This window comes from Paenibacillus mendelii (genome assembly GCF_024498075.1).
Classification (GTDB): Bacteria; Bacillota; Bacilli; order Paenibacillales; family Paenibacillaceae; genus Paenibacillus_Z; species Paenibacillus_Z mendelii.
Genome location: NZ_JANHOF010000013.1, coordinates 161,267 through 180,228, shown reverse-complemented (window position 1 = coordinate 180,228; position 18,962 = coordinate 161,267). Strand labels below are relative to the sequence as shown.

Below are 18,962 nucleotides of genomic sequence, written 5' to 3'. Positions count from 1 at the left end.
TCACTCAGTGAAACGAATAAACTTGAATGGGACACGAACGATGAACGAAGCTTAAGAGCGGCTATTCACGCTCACTCTGCAGCTGTTTCAACTTGACCCTCGGTCAAGAAAACGCTTGGTCATGCTTTGCTCGCTTCGAAGTATGCCAAGTTGTATCGCAAAAAACTTTTAGGAGGCGTCATCCAACCATGACAACACACCAAAACGAGTACTCCGTTCGTTCTTCGCTTGAAGTCGGCGGCAAGCCATACGCTTACTACCGTTTGCAAGGGTTAGAAGAGCAAGGACTCGGTCAAATCTCCAAGCTCCCTTTCTCTATTAAAGTCCTGCTTGAAGCCGCTATCCGCCAATTCGACGGACGCGCAATTACGTCTGAGCACGTCAAACAGCTTGCAAACTGGGCTGAGGGCCGCGAAGACAAAGAAATTCCATTCATTCCTGCACGTATTGTTCTGCAGGACTTTACCGGCGTACCGGTCGTCGTCGACCTTGCCGCTATGCGGGACACCGTTAAGAAATCGGGCGGAGACCCAAAACAAATCAACCCGCTCGTTCCCGTCGATCTCGTTATCGACCACTCCGTTATGGTCGATGCTTTCGGTACGCCGGAAGCCCTCGAATATAACATGAACGTTGAATTCGAACGTAACGAGGAGCGCTACCGTTTCCTTCGCTGGGCTCAAACGGCGTTCGACAACTTCCGCGCTGTACCGCCGGCAACAGGTATCGTTCACCAAGTTAACTTGGAGTACCTGGCATCGGTGGCGGCAACGAAAACCGTTAACGGCGAAACCGTCGTTTATCCGGATTCCCTAGTTGGTACGGACTCCCATACTACAATGATCAACGGTCTTGGTGTAGTCGGCTGGGGCGTTGGCGGTATCGAGGCTGAAGCCGGCATGCTCGGCCAACCCCTTTATTTCGTAACGCCGGAAGTTATCGGCTTCCGTCTGACTGGCAGCTTGGCAGAAGGCGCAACGGCAACTGACTTGGCGCTGACGGTTACACAAATTCTCCGCAAAAAAGGCGTTGTCGGCAAATTTGTTGAGTTCTTCGGCCCAGGCCTCTCCAACATCGGTTTGGAAGACCGTGCCACTGTTGCGAACATGGCACCTGAATACGGCGCAACGATCGGCTTCTTCCCAGTCGATGCCGAAGCACTTGATTTCCTTCGTGCAACTGGCCGTACAGAAGAGCAAATTGAGCTAGTTGAAGCTTACTATAAAGCGCAAGGCATGTTCCGTACCGACGACACGCCTGAGCCGGTCTTCACCGATATCGTGGAACTCGACTTGTCGACGATCGTTCCTTCGCTTGCAGGTCCGAAACGTCCGCAAGACCGTGTAGAGCTGACAGCGATGAAGGAATCCTTCAACGACATCATCCGCACGCCAATCGAGAAAGGCGGATACGGGCTGTCCGACAACAAAATCGAGCAAATGGTCGAAGTAAAGCATCCTAACGGAGCCGTCAGCAAAATGGGTACGGGCGCAGTCGTCATTGCGGCCATCACAAGCTGCACGAACACGTCCAATCCGAGCGTTATGATCGGTGCCGGCCTTGTTGCGAAGAAAGCGGCCGAGCTCGGCTTGAAGAAGCCCGCTTACGTGAAGAGCTCCCTGACGCCGGGTTCACTCGTCGTTACGGAATACCTGAAGAAAGCCGGCTTGATGGATTCGCTCGAAGCACTCGGCTTCCACGTTGCAGGTTATGGCTGCGCGACTTGTATCGGTAACTCCGGTCCGCTTCCAGATGAAGTGAGCAAAGCCATTACCGATGAAGATATGACGGTCGCTGCCGTTCTGTCCGGTAACCGGAACTTCGAAGGACGCGTTCATGCTCAAGTCAAAGCAAACTATCTTGCATCCCCGCCGCTCGTTGTCGCTTATGCGCTTGCGGGCACGGTTAATATCGATCTGACTAATGATCCAATCGGCTATGACAGCAAGAACCAACCGGTCTTCCTGAAAGATATTTGGCCAACGAACAAAGAAATTCGCGACGCTGTACGCGACGCCGTTAATGCCGATATGTTCCGTGCAAAATACGAGAATGTCTTCACGCAGAACGAGCGTTGGAATGCAATCGAAGTGCCGAAAGGCGAAATTTATGAGTGGGATGCAAACTCGACTTACATCCAGAACCCGCCATTCTTCGAGAACATCAACGACGGCATCAGTGACATGGCCGATATCAAAGGCTCGAACGTGCTTGCCCTGCTCAGTGATTCCGTAACGACGGACCACATTTCACCTGCAGGCAACATCAAGACGGACAGCCCTGCAGGCGAGTACCTGCTTGAGCATGGTGTCGACAAGCGGGACTTCAACTCTTACGGCTCCCGCCGCGGTAACCATGAAGTCATGATGCGCGGTACATTCGCCAACATCCGGATCCGCAACCAAGTCGCACCGGGTACGGAAGGCGGTGTAACGACTTACCTGCCAACGGATGAAGTCATGTCGATCTATGACGCATCGATGAAGTATCAGAAGAAAGACACCAACCTTATCGTTCTGGCAGGCAAAGAGTACGGCACAGGCAGCTCCCGTGACTGGGCGGCTAAAGGTACGTTCCTGCTCGGCGTCAAAGCCGTCATCGCGGAAAGCTTCGAGCGTATTCACCGCTCCAACCTCGTGGGCATGGGCGTTCTCCCGCTCCAGTTCCAAGAGGGTCAAGGCTGGAAGACGCTCAACATTACCGGCCGCGAGAAATTCGATATCGTAGGTCTGACGAATGACGTGCAACCAGGTCAAGCCGTACAAGTCATCGCAACACGCGAAGACGGTACAACGTTTGAATTCCCGGTACGCGTCCGCCTCGACTCCACTGTCGATGTCGACTACTACCGCAACGGCGGTATTCTGCAGACGGTTCTCCGTCAAATGATCGCCGCTAACGCTGCTAACTAAGCCTATATAACCACAAACGTCTGCACGCCAATTGGCGCTGCAGACGTTTTTTTATTCCCTAGTCCGACCGTATGCGCTGAAAGATCGTTCCACTCGCAGTCCACCGGTCAATCAATTGCTCCCCTTCTACTACAATCCGGTCTTGAATCCATCTGAACGTGACGGGGATATCATGCAGGTAGTACTCCGTATCCGATTTGGGCGACAATCGCTTGCGCCCCCCGCCAGGGGTTATACAATAGTCGTCGATGAATGTAAGCTGCTGGTTGAGTGTCTCATTAACGAATTGACCGCTAGGAAAGCGGGCAGCCGGAGGCGCGATAGACGATATATTCACGAAGCTCATGAGAAGACCGGTGTACTCCTCCCAGTTCCCCTCTGTAATTTCCAGTAACAATTTAGATATGGGAGCCGAGTCGAATAGTTTTTTGGCATACGCCCCATAGTCCCTCAGAAACATATTATACCCCTCAGCTCCTTGCGGACGATCTTTATAATAAGGCTGTTTCCGATCCCTCTCCCAGATCCGGTTAAAAAAACCGATTCCTCGACTCTCAGCTAGATAATCGATTGTATCCTCCGTGTTTTCCCTGTAGTAATACACCAATGAGGGTTGCAGAGGCATAATAATCTCATAAATCTCTTCAATGAAAGCTTTGAGCTTCGAGAAAGGAGCATCAACCAACAGAAAACTGTAAATCTGATATTGAAAAATACTGCTGTCCAGAATGATAATCTCATCCGACGCGATTTGGGCTTGTACAAAATACCTCCACTTCTCCAGCGCCGCCTCCATGTACCGCTCCAGAGTAAAATTCCACACATCGTATTGCCCCAGGTCTCGTAATGCGTCGGCCCCCATCGCTTCGGCATAATTCCATTCTGCGTCGAGCAGGTCGATTCCGATGGAGCTGTTGCGCTTCATTCCGATACGCTCAAGTACATCTGCTGCGTTCGGATAACGAGCTATGAACCCTGCATACTCATGAGAATCTATACAAGCTTCATGGAAGAATAGGGTCGGATGGGGCCTGGCGACTTCGTGAATCCATCTGGCCTGCCGGCCATTCCTCTCGAACTGCGTTAATAACAGACCTGAGTTCATCGATTTCCCCGTTGATGGAAGTCCCTCCATCAATATAAGCCTTGCACTTGTTTTGGACATTTGCTCCCCTCCCTTTGTGTTTATCTGAATAACTCAGCATATACAATCCCAGTTCTATCTTCTACGCCCTACTCCTTCGCTTCAATTATCCTCAATCCGAAGAAAGCCATTATGCCAGTCTTGCAGGTGAAGTCAGTTACCCTTAGAAAAAAAACCAGAACCTCTCTCAAGACTTGAGTTAAGAGGTTCTGGTATACGTGCCGCCCGGGCCTGGGCGGATTTATTTCAGCATGGTGCCCAACCGGCGGGCACTCTCCATGATTGCCGGCACATGCTCGCGCATGACCTCCAACGTCAGCCGATTGGCCGGTCCGGAAACGGACAGCGCTGCGACCAGCTTGTCGGACCGGCTGTATACGGGTGCGGCGACGGCCGCTGCACCCGCTTCGCGTTCTTCGATGCTCGTCGCATAGCCGAGTGCCCGAATTTCATCCAGCTGCTGCCGGAACAGTCTCCGGTCAATGGAGGCCGGCCAGGTAGGATCCGCAAGCAGCATCTCCCGTTTCGCCTGTTCATCGAAGGCGATCAGCACTTTACTCGAAGCGCCTACGTACAGCGGCAGGCGCACGCCAATCGGCGCCACGCGCCGCACCGCTTGATTGCTCTGCACCGCCTGAATGCGAATCCGCTCGCTGTCGTCGCGGATATATAAGCTCACCGTTTCTCCCAGCAGATCGCGCAGTCGCTCCATCTCCGGCAGGCCTAGAACGGCCGGGTCATCCGCTCCCGGCATATTCGCGGACAGTTCCCATATACGTAATCCGAGCCTGTAGCGGTCGGACAGCTGATCTCTCGTTACGAAGCCTTTATCTTCAAGCGTAGCCAGCATCCGGTGCACCGTGCTTTTGTGCAGCCCGACTTTCTCAGCAAGCTCCGTCATCGCCCATTCGTTCCTGACTGTGAAGCAAAGCAGCAGATCAAGCGCCCGTTCGACGGCGCGTACGGTCGGTTTTCCATCCTCGCTCATGCTTAACCACCATCCCGATTAGTTTCATTCAATGAAACTTTGTTACACCTAGTATACCCGATGAGAACCATTCTCGTAAAGTCAAAGGTCGCCTGCTACCGAATCACTGAATGTCGGTTTTTTTAATTTCTTGGTGCCATGGGGCGAGTTCCTAGTCGGACTAGGGCTGTTGATCGGTACGTTTACTACTTTTTCAGCACTGATGGGATTGGTTTTGAATTTTTCTTTCCTGTTCCCCGGTGCCATCAGCAAAAATCCGAATCTTATTCTGATAGGATTTATTCTCCTGGCCGCCGGGTATAATGCCGGTCGTTTTGGGGCGATTATTGTGTGATTCCGTGGATTTGAAACCGGATTCGGCTGATGAGAAAGCAGGCAGGATCCGATCTGAAAATGAGCCAATTCTAATTTACTTGGATTTTTCTAATTGGAGTTATGGCGCGAAATCTAGTAACCTTCCTGTATAACCTTTTTTTCTGCTCCTCTAAACGGCCTGAGAACCCGTTAAGAGGAGATCCCTGCAAAACACCCCTTTTGGGCTGAGGGTAGAGGTAGTCCAAAGAATTCTTTTCAAAAATGAGGCATGACGAAAAAATGTAGTCCGTTCTCCCTAAAGAGGCGGGCTGCATTTTTTCGATTAATTTAACCATCCGCTTTGCATGTATAAGTTACGTTGCTATTATTCAAAGAATAAGAAGAGCAGGAAGGATGACTGATATCGTGAACATTACTGAAAAACAGATCGTCGTATCCTTGGAGCCCGAATATGAAACCGAATACTTGAAGCTTTTGAATCATTACTTTACGGCTTCCGAGCGAAATAGCCGGGCCTCCTCCATTCATGAAAAAAAGCAGCTCATGGCGATTAAAGAGCAAATGGCGCTTATGTGCAACCAGAATCCGCAAAAAATGAACATGCTGCGGTCCATCATCCGAGATGTGAGTGACAGAAGGGAAAAAGCGATCGTCATCTCCAAATCGAATGCCGTCACCGCCCTGTTATTAGACGAGCTTGCTGCGGACGAGGACATCAAGGGCGTTCTTATTATTACGACACAGCTTTCCATCCATGAGGCCAATGAGATGATTGACAGATTTAATAAAATCCCGGAATCCACCGTTCTGCTTATTACGGATTCCGTCAACACCGGTCTCGACGTTACGGCGGCAAATCATCTTGTGCACTATGATTATCCGGCCCGCTACTCTGATATTCTGCAGCGCAACAACCGCATATCGAGACAAACTTCATATCATAAAGAAGCGACCATATATTATCTCCTAACGTCGGGCAAAATCGACGAGTTCGAATATCGGGAATGCAGGAACCCATAGTGTAACGCTGCAGCAAGGCTGCCAATCAATTCCGCGGCAGCCTCATGCTGCTGTCTGATCCTACGAAAATAATCGTACGCTAAGCAATTCATTGCATGAAAAAACCGGCCCCTTTACTCCTACATGGGAATCCGGTAATTTAACTATCGTTTCCCGTCAGTTTAATCATCACGGATTTACGCCTACTTCAATAAAAAAGAGAACAGTCCACCCGTGGCAGTCTGCTCCCTGGTTATCTTTAATGCCCCTTACTTCGATATAAAAGGAGTACTAGATCATCACTTCACTAAGCTGCATTCCGTTTGTATGCGCGCACCGCAAATAGATATGCAACGATCATTATCCCTAAGCACCACGCTAAAGCGACCCAGATATCATTGCCTACCGGTTGATTTGATAATAGTGCACGGATGGTCTCTACGATAGACGTCACCGGCTGGTTTTCAGCAAAGGCGCGTACGACTGACGGCATCGTCTCGGTCGGCACAAACGCCGAGCTGATGAATGGCAGGAAGATTAACGGATAGGAAAAGGCGCTTGCTCCTTCCACCGTTTTTGCGGATAGTCCGGCAATGGCCGCGACCCAAGTCAAAGCCAGTGTAAACAGCACGAGTATACCGGCTACGGCAAACCAAGACAGTACCCCTGCCGACGAGCGAAAGCCCATAATGAGCGCTACGAGAATGATGACGACAACAGAAATGATGTTGGATACCACCGAGGTCAGCACGTGCCCCCACAGCACAGTGGAACGCGCAATCGGCATGGAGTGGAACCGCTCAATGATACCCCGTTGCTTATCCAAGAAGAGGCGGTAAGCCACGTAGGCCACCCCGCTGGCAATCGCCATAAGCAGTATGCCAGGCAACAGGAAGTTCACATAGTTATCCGTACCGGTTTCGATTGCGCCGCCAAACACATACACGAACAGCAGCATCATGGCAATCGGAGTAAGACAGACGGTGAAGATGGTGTCCATACTGCGGACAATATGGCGCATGGAACGTCCGAGCATCACGCTCATATCGCTGAAAAAAAAGTTTTTTGCCTCCATTTATATGGCCTCCCTTTTACCAATGATTGCGAGGAATATTTCCTCCAATGTCGGCTGTTTTTCAACATACTCTACCTTAGCTTTCGGGAACAGCTGTTTCAGCTCCGCGAGCGTGCCGCTGGCGATAATTCTACCCTCGTGCAAAATGGAAATTCGGTTGGCAAGCTGCTCAGCTTCCTCTAAATACTGCGTGGTCAGGAATACCGTCGTGCCGCCTTCGGCAAGCTCCTTTACAATCTTCCAAACCTCGATACGTGCCTCAGGGTCAAGCCCTGTGGTTGGCTCGTCGAGGAAAATGACCTGCGGTTTGCCCACGAGGCTCAAAGCGATATCGAGCCTGCGGCGCATACCACCCGAATAAGTAGATGGCTTACGGTCGGCGGCATCCGTTAAACCGAAACGTTTCAGCAAATCGTCAGCAACTTGACGCGGATGATCCAGATGCCGCAGCTTGGCAATCATGATCAGATTTTCTCGCCCCGTCAATATCTCGTCCACGGCGGCAAATTGCCCGGTCAGACTGATCGCATGCCGCACATTCTCGGGTTTTGACGCGACGTCAAATCCATTTACGGTGGCGGTGCCGCCGTCCTGTTTGAGCAGAGTGGTGAGGATTCTGACAATCGTCGTCTTGCCCGCGCCGTTGGAGCCAAGCAGGGCGAAAATCTCACCTCGCTTCACTTCAAAATCGACGCCCTTTAGGACTTCTGTGTCCTTGAAAGACTTTCGCAGACCTTTCACTTCAATTGCTTTTTCCACCCCGATATCCCCCTTTTACTTTGTTTTATCCGTAACCTTTTTCATGGCCTTGTTAACTTCTTGGTCAACAGATTCTTGATGGATGTCAGCGTAAGTTTTTGAATCTTTAATTAGATCGTCGCAGAAAGCCGCTACGTCACTGCCCGTCACTTCGAGCACGCCTTTCCCCAAGGCCGCACCCTCTTCAAAAAGATCGATAATCCCCGAGAGCAAACCCGTCCCTTCAGTTAGCTCAACAGGGCCGACCTTAAAGAGATATTTTTGAATTTCTTTATAAACAATCTGATAATCTTGCGGGAGCGCTTTGACACGCGCCACGTGTGCTCGCCACTCCTTTTTGCCTTCGATGATATCTCGTATTCTCATTTTATCTTCCTCCTATTTACCTAGTTTTTTAGCGATATTATTGTTGAGTTGCTCGCGCCATTTGTCGCGATATGACTTTGCCCCTTCTTCGCCGGCTAGCGCTGAACAGAAGCCTTTGATATCGTCACCCAAGACCTCTTGGACACTCTGACCGTCCGCCGCCGTTTCTTCGAGCAAGCCAAGCACGCCGTCAAGAATGGGCATGAGGTTGCGACCGGTAAAATCCGAGTGCTGCCAAAGATTGGCCTTAATTTTATCCCATGCCGCTTGATAATCAGCCGGCAGCTTTTTGGCTCGCGATTCAAAAGTTTTGAAATCTTTAGTCATGTCGCTGCCGGTAATCTTTTCCCAAAAATTCATCGTTCTCTCTCCTTTAACTCGTGCATTTTCGATGAGACGAATTCCCATTTTTCCCAGAACTTCCGAAGCTCCTCGCGGCCCGCGTCGTTGATCGCAAAAAACTTCCGCGGCGGTCCCATGTCGGAGGGCTTCTTGGTGATCTCCACCAGCTTGTTTTTTTCAAGCCGGATCAGGATCGTGTACACCGTTCCCTCCACAACATCTGTGAAGCCGAGGGCGTTTAGCCGCCGCGTGATTTCGTAGCCGTAGGTTTCGTTGCGGCTTATAATTTCAAGGACACAGCCCTCAAGCACGCCTTTGAGCATTTCCGTTAGGTTTTCCAGCACAATCACCCCTTGCTATTCTGTATGACTGGTATCAAGTGTTACTTACTACTGCTATAGAGTAACACGTAGTAGTTGGTCTGTCAATAGCATTTGCTCTGACACGAATTATACATTTTCAACTATGCTGCCCCCGTTACTTCATTGGAACAGAGGAGCTGCCATGTAGCAAACTCCTTCACTATCGTTTCCCGTCCCTTGGTATTAAGGTTTAACGCATATGCTCACTCATTCGCAGGATTTCATCACCTTAATTTAGGTCAATCTCAGGAAGCAGGGGCGTTCAAAATTCGAGCTATTCCAATGAAGAAGAGATGTATGCCATGGTTCATAAGATGAGAACGCGCATTATTAAAAGTCCCGCGTTTGATTCCCGGTACATTTTGAAGGGCTTGCCGATCTGGAAGACGGGGTTCAGCTCATGAAACCGATCTCTGATTTAAACGACCTTCTGAAGCGGGCGGTTGAACGAAACATCATCGGAACGAAAATGCGCTCGCTGATCAAAGAAGCCAATCCTGCCGGAATCAAAAAAGTCGTTGAGCAGCAGTTTGCCATCGGGAAGCAAATCGTGGAGATGGGACTGGTTCCGATCATTGAGCCGGAAGTGGATATTTACAGCGCGGATAAGATAGCATCGGAAAAACTGTTGAAGGACGAAATTTTCGCTCAATTATCCGCCCTCGAAAAAGACGCGAAGGTCATGCTTAAACTTTCCATACCGACGGAAAACAATTTCTACAGCGATCTGATGAAGGACCCGCACGTTGTACGGATTGTCGCTTTGTCAGGCGGCTATTCGCAAGCGGAAGCAAACGAAAAGCTGGCACAAAATCACGGATTGATCGCGAGCTTCTCACGTGCTTTATCGCAGGATCTCACCGCCGGGCAAACCGATGATGAGTTCAACGCGGTGCTTTCCAAATCCATTCAAGACATTTATGAAGCCTCCACTAAATAAACGTTTCACGACCCCGAACTTTACTAAGCTCGGGGTCGTTTCTTTTGTCCAATAATATGAAGTTAGGTGAGGAATCCCATGAGCCTATGTAATGATTTTTTTTGCCACTTGCGATGATTCAATTTATTGGAATCAGAAAATATAGAAGATGAGACCTTTGCCCTCGGCTACAGTTTGGCTGTAGAAACGCCGGATTTCGTTAAAATGCTGAAGCATGTAGGCAAAGAACTCGTCCTCATCCTCGTCTGAAACAGTGTCAGGCTCAAGAGGATATACCTCGTCCTTGACCATGGCCGGGAAATCATACCGCAAGCGGAGCTGCGCTTCATCCAGCTCAGACATAGCCTGAAGTGCTTCTGCAACTTGCTCGGCGCGTAAGGAAAACGCCCCGAATGAGCCAAAATCGATGCCTTTGTCTGACGTCAGTGGAACAACATAGCCAAGGGGGGACTCTCCATCGGAAATATCTCCACAAATCAAGTAGTGAATCGCCTCCCAGGATCTATCAATGTCCAGTCCGGGATAATCGTCTATTTTCAAACTCTTCAATGCAATGTCGCCTGCTGCGATTTGCTGCACCAGGCTGTCATCCATAGTAAAGTAATATCCACGCATTCCCATGTTGTCAGCCTTCTTTCCATTTTTAGTAGTGACTATACTGCCCTATCAAAATGTAACATCCGGGAATTGTGTATTTCAAGGAACATTATCCCCATGTTGCCGTCAGGGCTTCTTGCACTGAATGTATATGTGCTATAGCCCTCATAAAACAGATATAACCCGCACGCTATACATAGAATTTTTAAGGCAATTTTCATTAATTAATCCTCCCACCACTTCTACCATAATGACGAATTTTAGCCCCAAAAAGTTCCAGCCACTGTTATTGTAAACTGCCTTAGCTTAATAACACATCTTTAGTACGAGCGGCGTTTTCGGCGCCCTTCACCGATGTCCCCTCGCCTGCTTCGCCGGTGCGCGACACCCCATCCGTCCGCGACCGGAGAAGCCAGGGCTCACCGGGCTGCGATCACTTGACGCTCCGAGCGGTGCTTACGCTCATCTAATTTTAAAAGTATTGAGAATTGCCTTCCTCGCAGCACCAGTCATATTTTACAGCTATATTACAGGACGTTAACATTATCTCGACATACATTGACAGGCCAGCCCGTAACCCATACGATAGGAGTATAGAACTATTTGAAGCGCTTACAATTTAGGGGGACTCCATCATGAGCACGATCACTGCACCAATGCTGCCTGTCGGCGGGAGCTATACTCCCGGATTACTGCCTACCCCTGAGCCATCTCCGCAGCCTGCGGACAACCGGTTCATAAGCTCACGCCGTAAGCATACGGCTCTCGCAATTCTTTCCGCCTTTACGGCGATGCTGCTGTTTGCCGGACTTGCCTTTCATGGATATGTCGCATGGATAATTGCGCATCCTTATGTCGCACCCCTTACATCTAATCCTATGCTAGCCAAAGGACTTAACTATACGGATGTCTCATTTCCGAGCCGGAGCGGAAAAACGACCGTTCACGGCTGGTATATACCCGCATCTGAATCAGGCGGACCCAAGCCTGGCCGTGCAATTGAGACGGCCGGTACGAATCCTGCCCAGCAAACCGCCGCAACAGCCGCGCTTGCTGCCAATCCATCCAAACGTACGGTGGTCTTCAGCCATGGATACGGCGCTAATCGCGAAGAGACATGGGTTCCCATGTATGAGCTTGCCGGACTGTTACATCGTCTCCAATACAATGTCTTAATGTTCGATTACGGATATGCATCCACAGAAGACCGTTCCCCGGCAACCGGCGGCTTAGAGGAATCCAAACAGCTGCTGGCCGCTGTCGACTACGCGAGCTCGCAAGGAGCGGAAGAGCTTATCGTATGGGGCTTCTCCATGGGCGCAGGAACGGCCCTGCAAGCCGCACTTCAAACCGATCAAATTGATGCGATGATTCTTGACAGCTTGTTTCTTCCAAGCCCCGAGTCACTGTTCAGCAACGTCCGCCAGCATTTAGACCTGCCGCGCTATCCGTCGCTTCCTTTGATCGAATGGATGCTGCCTTTCTGGACGGGTACGACCTTCAACAACATCCCTTCCAAGCAGGTGCTGGAAACCGCCTACTCAATTCCGACATTCATCATGCACGGAACTGAGGATGCTAAAGCGCCTGTAGAAACCGCCAAGCATATTGCATCCGGTCAATTCAACCCGCTCTCGCGGGAGTGGATTGTTGATGGAGGCAAGCATGAGCTGCTGTTCCAATCCCATCCCAAGGAATACATCCAGCGTGCTGCCTTATTCCTCAGCCAAGTGGATGCTGCCCGAAAGTCGGATATTTAACCGGCCGATTCACGACATAGCGCCCAAGCTGCCCGAATACATCTAGTAAAGGATGCACTTCGGCATAGGATTGAATTTATGAAGCCGTCCGGTCTCCGGGCGGCTTTTTGGCATGCCGGACCAAAACCGCAAACACACCTCACGTTGATGAGCAGAAAGGAGGCTTACGACGACTTGTTACTCGTATATGGATCCTATATGCCGCTTAGACTCTTAGAGGAAATACGCTTCTGGAAAACGCAGGAGAAGGAACATACCGTCGTCATCCGGCAGATTGTACCCAACCTGGAGCTGCCCTACGCGGCCATGCTCCAAGCTTGGGAGCCTGTCTTTGCCCGGACGGAACATATGGCGGATCAGCTGATCACATCAGCCCTGCCGGATCCTAACGCCCTGCCGCCCGGTTTTCAGGCTCAGACCGACGCTCTGCTGCAAATATCCGCGAAGCAGTCCCGCACGTTTGTAGAGCAGCTTACAGCGCTTCTCACGGTCAGTCCTGCTGTTGCCGGAAGCCCGATTGGCGTTACCGTCATCAAGCACATTATCCGCGAGTCCGAGTACTTCCTCAACGTTCTCGCCACTTTACTTGAGCCGCGATCCGACGGGGAAGAAGACATATCGGCGGCCGCCGAAATGCAGGCACAGGCAGATGAACCAAACGAATCCGGACATGAAGACATACCCGGCGAGTACAGCGGTGCCCGCCTCGAAGCCTCTCAAGACCAGCAGGGTAGCGGGGAAGGCTCCGACTCTGCGGAGGAGAATGCCCTTGAGGGCTCGGATGCAGCAGGTCCAGATCAAGGTCCAGAGGCCAATACAGATGAGGAGGCCGCAGAGAGCCGCTTTGACGCTGTAGATGATGATGCCTGGTTCTGGGATGGCAGCGAACGTGCACCGGTCGTCTCTGTCCCTATCGGCGGCCATATCTTGCCTCCGCTGCCCTATTCCTATGATGCGCTAGAGCCATACATTGACACGATGACTATGCGTATCCATCATGACAAGCATCACCAAAGCTATGTCGACGGTTTGAACAAAGCAGAGAAAGAGCTGGAGAAGGCACGGGAGACAGGCAATTTCGATTTGGTGAAGCATTGGGAGCGCGAGCTTGCTTTCAACGGCGCAGGTCATTACCTGCATACTTTATTCTGGAATGTCATGTCGCCTAAGGGTGGAGGGGCCGCTGTCGGACCGTTGGCTCAGCAGATCAAGAAAGACTTCGGAAGCTACGAAGCGTTCAAGAAACAATTCAGTCAAGCAGCCGAAAAAGTTGAGGGAGGCGGCTGGGCGATACTCGTCTGGAGTCCGCGGAGCCGACGGCTTGAAATTCTGACTGCCGAGAAGCATCAGAACTTATCGCAATGGGATATCGTTCCGATTCTCCCGCTCGATGTATGGGAGCACGCCTATTATTTGAAGCATCAGAACAAACGCCCCGATTATATTGCCAGCTGGTGGAATGTTGTGAATTGGCCTTACGTTAACGACCGCTTCCAAGAGGCGAGCAAGCTGGTATGGGAACCTTATTGATCCTTAATAAAAAATTGCATTTATTTAACTGCATATAAGTCCGCTTCCATATTCTACATTACGTAGAACGCGGAGCGGACTTATGTTAATAATTTGCATGGTAACAACTTTATGAACATTATTATTAATATGCCTTATCACACTGATTTTATCTTTGTTTTCACACTTCAATCGTTGTTCCACTACACAAAACCTCTTATTATTTTTGCATATATACCCTTAATCTTGATATGAATCAAAATGCCTATATGCGATATTCCGATCCTCTGATTAATTGACGATTTTTCACCTCATTAAGTTACCCCTTTCCACTGGCAGCACCCGCTGAACCGACCTTTAGCCTCACAGCTGCTAATGGAACCACATGCCCAAAAAAAAGACCGCCGCCCCAATAAAGGAGCAGCGGTCTTATCGCTTGTTTACTGCTTCAACAGCGCCAGGAACTCCGAGCGGAGTGCCGCGCTCTTGCGGAATTCGCCGCGTACGGCCGATGTAACCGTCTTGCTGCCCGGCTTCTTCACGCCGCGTGCGCACATGCACAGATGCTCGCCTTCGACAACAACCATAACACCGTGAGGAACCAGTACCTCGTCCAGAATATCCGCGATTTGCGACGTTATGCGCTCCTGCACCTGCAGACGGCGCGTAATCGCCTCGACCAGACGTGCCAGCTTGCTCAATCCGGCGATTTTGCCGCTCGGGATATAACCGATATGCGCTTTGCCGAAGAATGGCGCCATATGGTGCTCGCACTGGCTATAATACACGATATCCTTCACGATGACGAGTTCTTCATGCTGTTCGTCGAACGTCACGCCCAGCACTTCACGCGGATCAACATCGTAGCCGCCGAAGATTTCTTCGTACATCCGGGTTACGCGGGCCGGTGTTTCCAGCAGCCCTTCCCGTCCGGGGTTCTCTCCGATCAGCCTCAATATCTCTTTCACGTGATGTTCGATTTGCTCGCGATTATCCGAAACGATTGAATTGACGTAATCTTTCTTGCCCGCCATTTCGTTCGCCCCCTTCTCTACGCCAGCGCGTATGCGAAAGTTACCTGCGCCCGCCTGGTTTTTGATTTTTCATCATATGCTGCGCTTTTTGCAGCTGCTGTTTATTCATATTGTAGCCCATTTGTTTCGCCATTTTTTGCAGCATCTCTGGATCGCTCTGCATACGCTCCAACTGTTTGCGCAAATAGAATACGCCGATGAAGAAACCGCCAACGGCTCCCAGGATAAGCGTTACAATCGCAAGAATAACTGCCCACATGACACTCATTACCGATCACCATACCTTACTGTAATTGTTCAAACTTGCATCTTATCATAGCATGTCCGATGCTTGCGAGCAATCGGTTCAACACTCTTTTATTCCTCTGCCAGCGAAGCCGCAATCACGCTAATTTAGCTGAGCACCTGCTCGATAAACACCGTCGGGGTTTTCGCCAAATCGATCTCACGGCTCTCCGAATGATTCTCGCCTTCCTTGGCGAGCAGCCGGATTACGGGCCTGCCAGGCAGTCCCCGGTGCTGGCCAACCACGACCCCGGTTTCCCGCGTCGAAAGCCGTACCGAGATACCATTGGGGTATAGCGACACAATCTGCATAAAATGGACAAGCACCTCATGATCGAGCTCCTTGCCCGACATGGCCAGCATTCGCTCGCATGCATCATGCGGGAGAATGAATCTGCCATCCGATTCCTGCTGAAGCAGGTTATCGTACATATTGGCTACCGCCACGATCCGGGAGTATAGATGGATCTGATCTCCAACCAGGCCGCGGGGTGCTCCTGTCCCGTCGGTATGCTCGTGATGCTGCAGGGCAACGTGTGCAATCAGCAAGCTGAGCTCACGTCTAGCCTTCAACAGCTCGAATCCCAGCCATGCATGATGACGCGGGGTGTCCCCTTCCCCGGCTTTCGCTGCTATGGCCTTACCCACATCATGCAGCAGGGAGCCCGTCGCGAGCTCCTTCAGCTGCTGGGCGTTCAAGTCCATATTGAGGCCCACAAGCGTCGCTACCATGCATACGTTCATCGCATGGACGAACTCCGCATTATCCTGGGTACGGATTTCATTCAATTGAATGAGTACCTCCCGATGCTGCAGCACATCTTCCAATAAGTCATCCACAGCAAGACTGAGCGAGCGGGAGTTGAACGGCTTGCCGGAACGAATTTCATTCATCGTCTCCGACATATTGCGTATAAGCGCGCGCTTCGTTTCCTCACTAAGAATTTCCTCAAGCTCGATATCCTCAGTGAGCGGGTCCTTGATATAGATACTCGTCACGCCGATCCGCTTCAGCGTGTTAATCATATAGACCGTTAGCTGAACTCCCGCGGACAACAGAACCGTACCATTCATCGCATAGATGGTCTTGCCCAAATAATGTCCAGGTTCGACCGTTTCAATATCGACAACCCTCAAGGTCGCACCCCCACTATCTATGAACTATCCGCGCGGCTTCTCCTTCTTACCCAGGATGGCATCCGATTGAAGAGCCTTCTCGATTGCTTCCCGCACGCGATCATCCTGCTCGTGCTCTGCTGCCTGTTGCAATACGGCTGCGGCCGTAGCTCCGCCAATTCGGCCTAGCGACCATGCCGCTGTCGCGCGCAGCTCGAAGCGCGGATCCTCCTTCAAGACCGCCGTTATTGCCGGAATACCGCTTGGATCCTTAAAGTTGCCAAGTCCGATAACGGCATTGCGTTGGATCGGCTTTCTCCCGCGCCAAGCCGAGGAGCTGTCGCCATAGGCCTCCTTGAACGCCCGATTGCCCATGGATAGCAGCGGGATCAGCAGCGGCTTCACCTTCTCAGCATCCGGCTGCAGCTCAGGCTGATGGGTCCAATTCTTCCCTTTGTTCTCCGGACATACGACCTGACAGGTATCGCAGCCATATAACCGGTTGCCAATCTTACGCATCATTTCATCCTCAACAATGCCCTTCGTCTGGGTAATGAATGAAATACACCGCTGTGCATCGAGCTGGCCAGGGCCGACGAGAGCCCCTGTCGGACAGGCATCGATGCACGCGGTGCAGTCGCCGCAGCCCTCCGTCACCGGAACATCCGGCGGCAGCGGAAGGTTCGTAATCATTTCACCCAGATAAACCCACGAGCCCCATTCTGGCGTAATAATCGCGCAGTTTTTGGCGCTCCAGCCGATCCCCGCGCGCTGCGCTACTGCCCGATCGACGAGTGCGCCCGTATCCACCATACTCTCAGCCCGAAAATCAGGAACGCGTTCACGCAGCCAAGTCTCCAGCCGCGCGAGCCGATTGCGAAGCACCGCATGGTAATCCGTTCCCCAGGAGGATCGGGAGAGGATGCCGCGTCTTTCGCCAGGAACGGATTTCGGCGCATCCTGAAGCTTGGATGGATAGGCAATCGCAATCGCTATGATGGATTGCGGATTGTCGAAGAGCAGCCCAGGCTCAGTCCGCTTATCAAGGTCCGGCTCTTCGAAGCCGGATTCACGGCCAAGCTCCCGATGGCGCAGCAGACGCTGCTTCATCTCCGTGAAGGGATCCGCTGACGCCACTCCGATCTTATCGATACCGAGGCTCTCTGCAGCGGCTTTCATCTCCGCTTTCAGCTTCTCCCAAGCCGGTTGACTATCCATACGAATCCTCCTTAAAGTTTTGTGAAGCTATGCTTCTTGAGTTTGCTTCGGAAGCATAAGCTTAAGTTTTGTGAAGCTATGCTTCTTGAGTTCGCTTCGGAACAAAACTCGCTTCGGAAGCTTGATTCGCTCTTATTTAGAGCCGCTTGATCGCTTCACGTGCGAGCTCGTCGCATCGGTTGTTCCATTCATTATCACTGTGGCCCTTTACTTTCACATATTCGACGGTATGCTTCTGCATAAGCGCCCAGAGCGCCTGCCACAGGTCTTGGTTCTCCACGGGCTGCCCTTTGCTGTTCTTCCACCCGTTGCGCAGCCAGCCGCGAATCCAGTTCTGTTGAAAGCAATTGACGACATACGCGGAGTCGCTGTGTACTGTCGCCTTGCAAGGCTCCTTGAGCAGCTGAAGCGCTTCGATTACTGCCCGGATTTCCATCCGGTTATTCGTCGTGGCTGCATCTCCGCCTGATATTTCCTTCTTATGTCCACCGTAAAACAGCACCGCTCCATAGCCGCCCGGTCCCGGATTGCCGGAGCACGCGCCATCCGTATAGATAACTACATCCTTCAATCTACATAACCTCCAACGCTATAATGCGTTCAGTTTGGCGATAGGCCATAATATAAAATCCGCTCTACCGCGAATCAAGTCCTGCGATACCGCGCCGAAAGAGCGGCTGTCCAGGCTTGCCCGGGCATGCCGGTTATCACCCATTACAAAATACATGCCCTCATCAACCTTATAGGGGCCATAATCCAGATCATCGATAATCGTATCCGTATACGGTTCAACGATAAGCTCACCGTTGCGGTACAGCTGCCCCTCGCGAATTTCAATGGTATCGCCCGGCACTCCAACGACTCGTTTGACCAAAAATTCTTTCTTCTCCAGCCGGTCCGTAGGATCCTTGAGTATAACGACTTCCCCGCGGTCTGGATCACCAATTAAATACGAAATCTTATTAACGAATAACCATTCACCCTCATACAGCGTCGGCTCCATCGATTGCCCTTCTACCGTGGACAAATTGAACACGAAGAAGTGAAGCAGCAGCACGACTGTCAGCGCAATCGACAAGGTCCTTGTCCAATCCCACAGCTCAGAAGCCCACCTCGGCGCGGGTCGCCCCGGCTTCTCTGGCTTATCGGGTTTTGGCATCCTTGGCTTTGACGCCGCCCCTGAACGCTTACGGGGTCCGATTGGACCCTGTTCAGCCTCCGGCAGCGAATCCGAAATCTTA

General features: G+C 51.3%; 18 protein-coding genes and 2 pseudogenes. 6 read left to right on the top strand and 14 right to left on the bottom strand.

Annotated elements, in window-relative coordinates:
- Positions 1-188 precede the first annotated feature (188 nt).
- The gene (gene acnA / locus NNL21_RS27885) at positions 189-2,912 is read left to right on the top strand and encodes an aconitate hydratase AcnA (protein WP_204820617.1); all 2,724 of its coding nucleotides are present in this window, start codon (positions 189-191) and stop codon (positions 2,910-2,912) included.
- Between the two features lie 58 nt (positions 2,913-2,970).
- Here the strand turns inward: acnA and NNL21_RS27880 are convergent, their stop codons facing one another.
- The gene (locus NNL21_RS27880; RefSeq protein ID WP_204820616.1) at positions 2,971-4,077 is read right to left on the bottom strand and encodes a P-loop NTPase family protein; all 1,107 of its coding nucleotides are present in this window, start codon (positions 4,075-4,077) and stop codon (positions 2,971-2,973) included.
- 220 nt (positions 4,078-4,297) lie between these two features.
- Positions 4,298-5,044: an IclR family transcriptional regulator gene (locus NNL21_RS27875; protein ID WP_204820615.1), complete on the bottom strand. Its 747-nt coding sequence runs from the start codon at positions 5,042-5,044 to the stop codon at positions 4,298-4,300.
- A gap of 109 nt (positions 5,045-5,153) precedes the next feature.
- On the opposite strand from NNL21_RS27875, the pseudogene NNL21_RS36885 reads away from it, so the two are divergent.
- Positions 5,154-5,363, top strand: a pseudogene (locus NNL21_RS36885) (Crp/Fnr family transcriptional regulator); the annotation flags it as partial.
- A gap of 401 nt (positions 5,364-5,764) precedes the next feature.
- On the top strand, positions 5,765-6,379 hold the full coding sequence (locus tag NNL21_RS27870; protein WP_256555533.1) for a helicase-related protein: 615 nt from the start codon (positions 5,765-5,767) through the stop codon (positions 6,377-6,379).
- A gap of 286 nt (positions 6,380-6,665) precedes the next feature.
- Here NNL21_RS27870 and NNL21_RS27865 read toward each other — a convergent pair whose 3' ends face one another.
- The 5 genes from NNL21_RS27865 to NNL21_RS27845 are packed head-to-tail and all read right to left on the bottom strand — an operon-like array spanning position 6,666 to position 9,223.
- Complete coding sequence (locus NNL21_RS27865) at positions 6,666-7,433, bottom strand: ABC transporter permease (protein ID WP_204820613.1); 768 nt, start codon at positions 7,431-7,433, stop codon at positions 6,666-6,668.
- Positions 7,434-8,192, bottom strand: a complete 759-nt coding sequence (locus NNL21_RS27860; RefSeq protein WP_204820612.1) for an ABC transporter ATP-binding protein — start codon at positions 8,190-8,192, stop codon at positions 7,434-7,436.
- Between the two features lie 15 nt (positions 8,193-8,207).
- Positions 8,208-8,558, bottom strand: coding sequence for a DUF1048 domain-containing protein (locus NNL21_RS27855; RefSeq protein WP_204820611.1), 351 nt, complete (start codon positions 8,556-8,558; stop codon positions 8,208-8,210).
- 12 nt (positions 8,559-8,570) lie between these two features.
- Positions 8,571-8,918, bottom strand: coding sequence for a DUF1048 domain-containing protein (locus tag NNL21_RS27850; protein ID WP_204820610.1), 348 nt, complete (start codon positions 8,916-8,918; stop codon positions 8,571-8,573).
- The gene (locus tag NNL21_RS27845) at positions 8,915-9,223 is read right to left on the bottom strand and encodes a PadR family transcriptional regulator (RefSeq protein ID WP_305880993.1); all 309 of its coding nucleotides are present in this window, start codon (positions 9,221-9,223) and stop codon (positions 8,915-8,917) included. Before NNL21_RS27845 ends, NNL21_RS27850 begins: the two co-directional genes overlap by 4 nt.
- A gap of 296 nt (positions 9,224-9,519) precedes the next feature.
- Between NNL21_RS27845 and NNL21_RS27840 the strand changes: the two are divergent.
- Positions 9,520-10,202, top strand: a pseudogene (locus NNL21_RS27840) (beta/alpha barrel domain-containing protein); the annotation flags it as partial.
- A gap of 132 nt (positions 10,203-10,334) precedes the next feature.
- On the opposite strand, the gene NNL21_RS27835 reads toward NNL21_RS27840, so the two are convergent.
- Positions 10,335-10,823, bottom strand: a complete 489-nt coding sequence (locus NNL21_RS27835) for a YfbM family protein (RefSeq protein ID WP_204820609.1) — start codon at positions 10,821-10,823, stop codon at positions 10,335-10,337.
- Between the two features lie 611 nt (positions 10,824-11,434).
- On the opposite strand from NNL21_RS27835, the gene NNL21_RS27830 reads away from it, so the two are divergent.
- Both NNL21_RS27830 and NNL21_RS27825 read left to right on the top strand, forming a co-directional pair.
- Positions 11,435-12,559, top strand: coding sequence for an alpha/beta hydrolase (locus NNL21_RS27830; protein WP_256555532.1), 1,125 nt, complete (start codon positions 11,435-11,437; stop codon positions 12,557-12,559).
- Positions 12,560-12,733: 174 nt separating this feature from the next.
- A complete protein-coding gene (locus NNL21_RS27825; protein ID WP_204820608.1) occupies positions 12,734-14,089 on the top strand; it encodes a Fe-Mn family superoxide dismutase in 1,356 nt (451 codons plus the stop codon).
- A gap of 419 nt (positions 14,090-14,508) precedes the next feature.
- Here NNL21_RS27825 and folE read toward each other — a convergent pair whose 3' ends face one another.
- The 6 genes from folE to lepB all read right to left on the bottom strand — a co-directional run bounded on the left by folE (position 14,509) and on the right by lepB (position 18,880).
- On the bottom strand, positions 14,509-15,102 hold the full coding sequence (gene folE, locus NNL21_RS27820) for a GTP cyclohydrolase I FolE (protein WP_204820607.1): 594 nt from the start codon (positions 15,100-15,102) through the stop codon (positions 14,509-14,511).
- Between the two features lie 40 nt (positions 15,103-15,142).
- Positions 15,143-15,361 carry a YneF family protein gene (locus NNL21_RS27815; RefSeq protein WP_204820712.1) on the bottom strand — a complete coding sequence of 73 codons (219 nt, stop codon included), beginning with the start codon at positions 15,359-15,361 and terminating at the stop codon, positions 15,143-15,145.
- A gap of 134 nt (positions 15,362-15,495) precedes the next feature.
- A complete protein-coding gene (locus tag NNL21_RS27810) occupies positions 15,496-16,524 on the bottom strand; it encodes an HD-GYP domain-containing protein (RefSeq protein WP_204820606.1) in 1,029 nt (342 codons plus the stop codon).
- Between the two features lie 24 nt (positions 16,525-16,548).
- Positions 16,549-17,721, bottom strand: a complete 1,173-nt coding sequence (queG, locus tag NNL21_RS27805; protein ID WP_204820605.1) for a tRNA epoxyqueuosine(34) reductase QueG — start codon at positions 17,719-17,721, stop codon at positions 16,549-16,551.
- A 136-nt stretch (positions 17,722-17,857) separates the two neighbouring features.
- Positions 17,858-18,292 carry a ribonuclease HI gene (gene rnhA / locus NNL21_RS27800; protein ID WP_204820604.1) on the bottom strand — a complete coding sequence of 145 codons (435 nt, stop codon included), beginning with the start codon at positions 18,290-18,292 and terminating at the stop codon, positions 17,858-17,860.
- 18 nt (positions 18,293-18,310) lie between these two features.
- On the bottom strand, positions 18,311-18,880 hold the full coding sequence (lepB, locus tag NNL21_RS27795) for a signal peptidase I (RefSeq protein ID WP_204820711.1): 570 nt from the start codon (positions 18,878-18,880) through the stop codon (positions 18,311-18,313).
- Between the last annotated feature and the right edge of the window lie 82 nt (positions 18,881-18,962).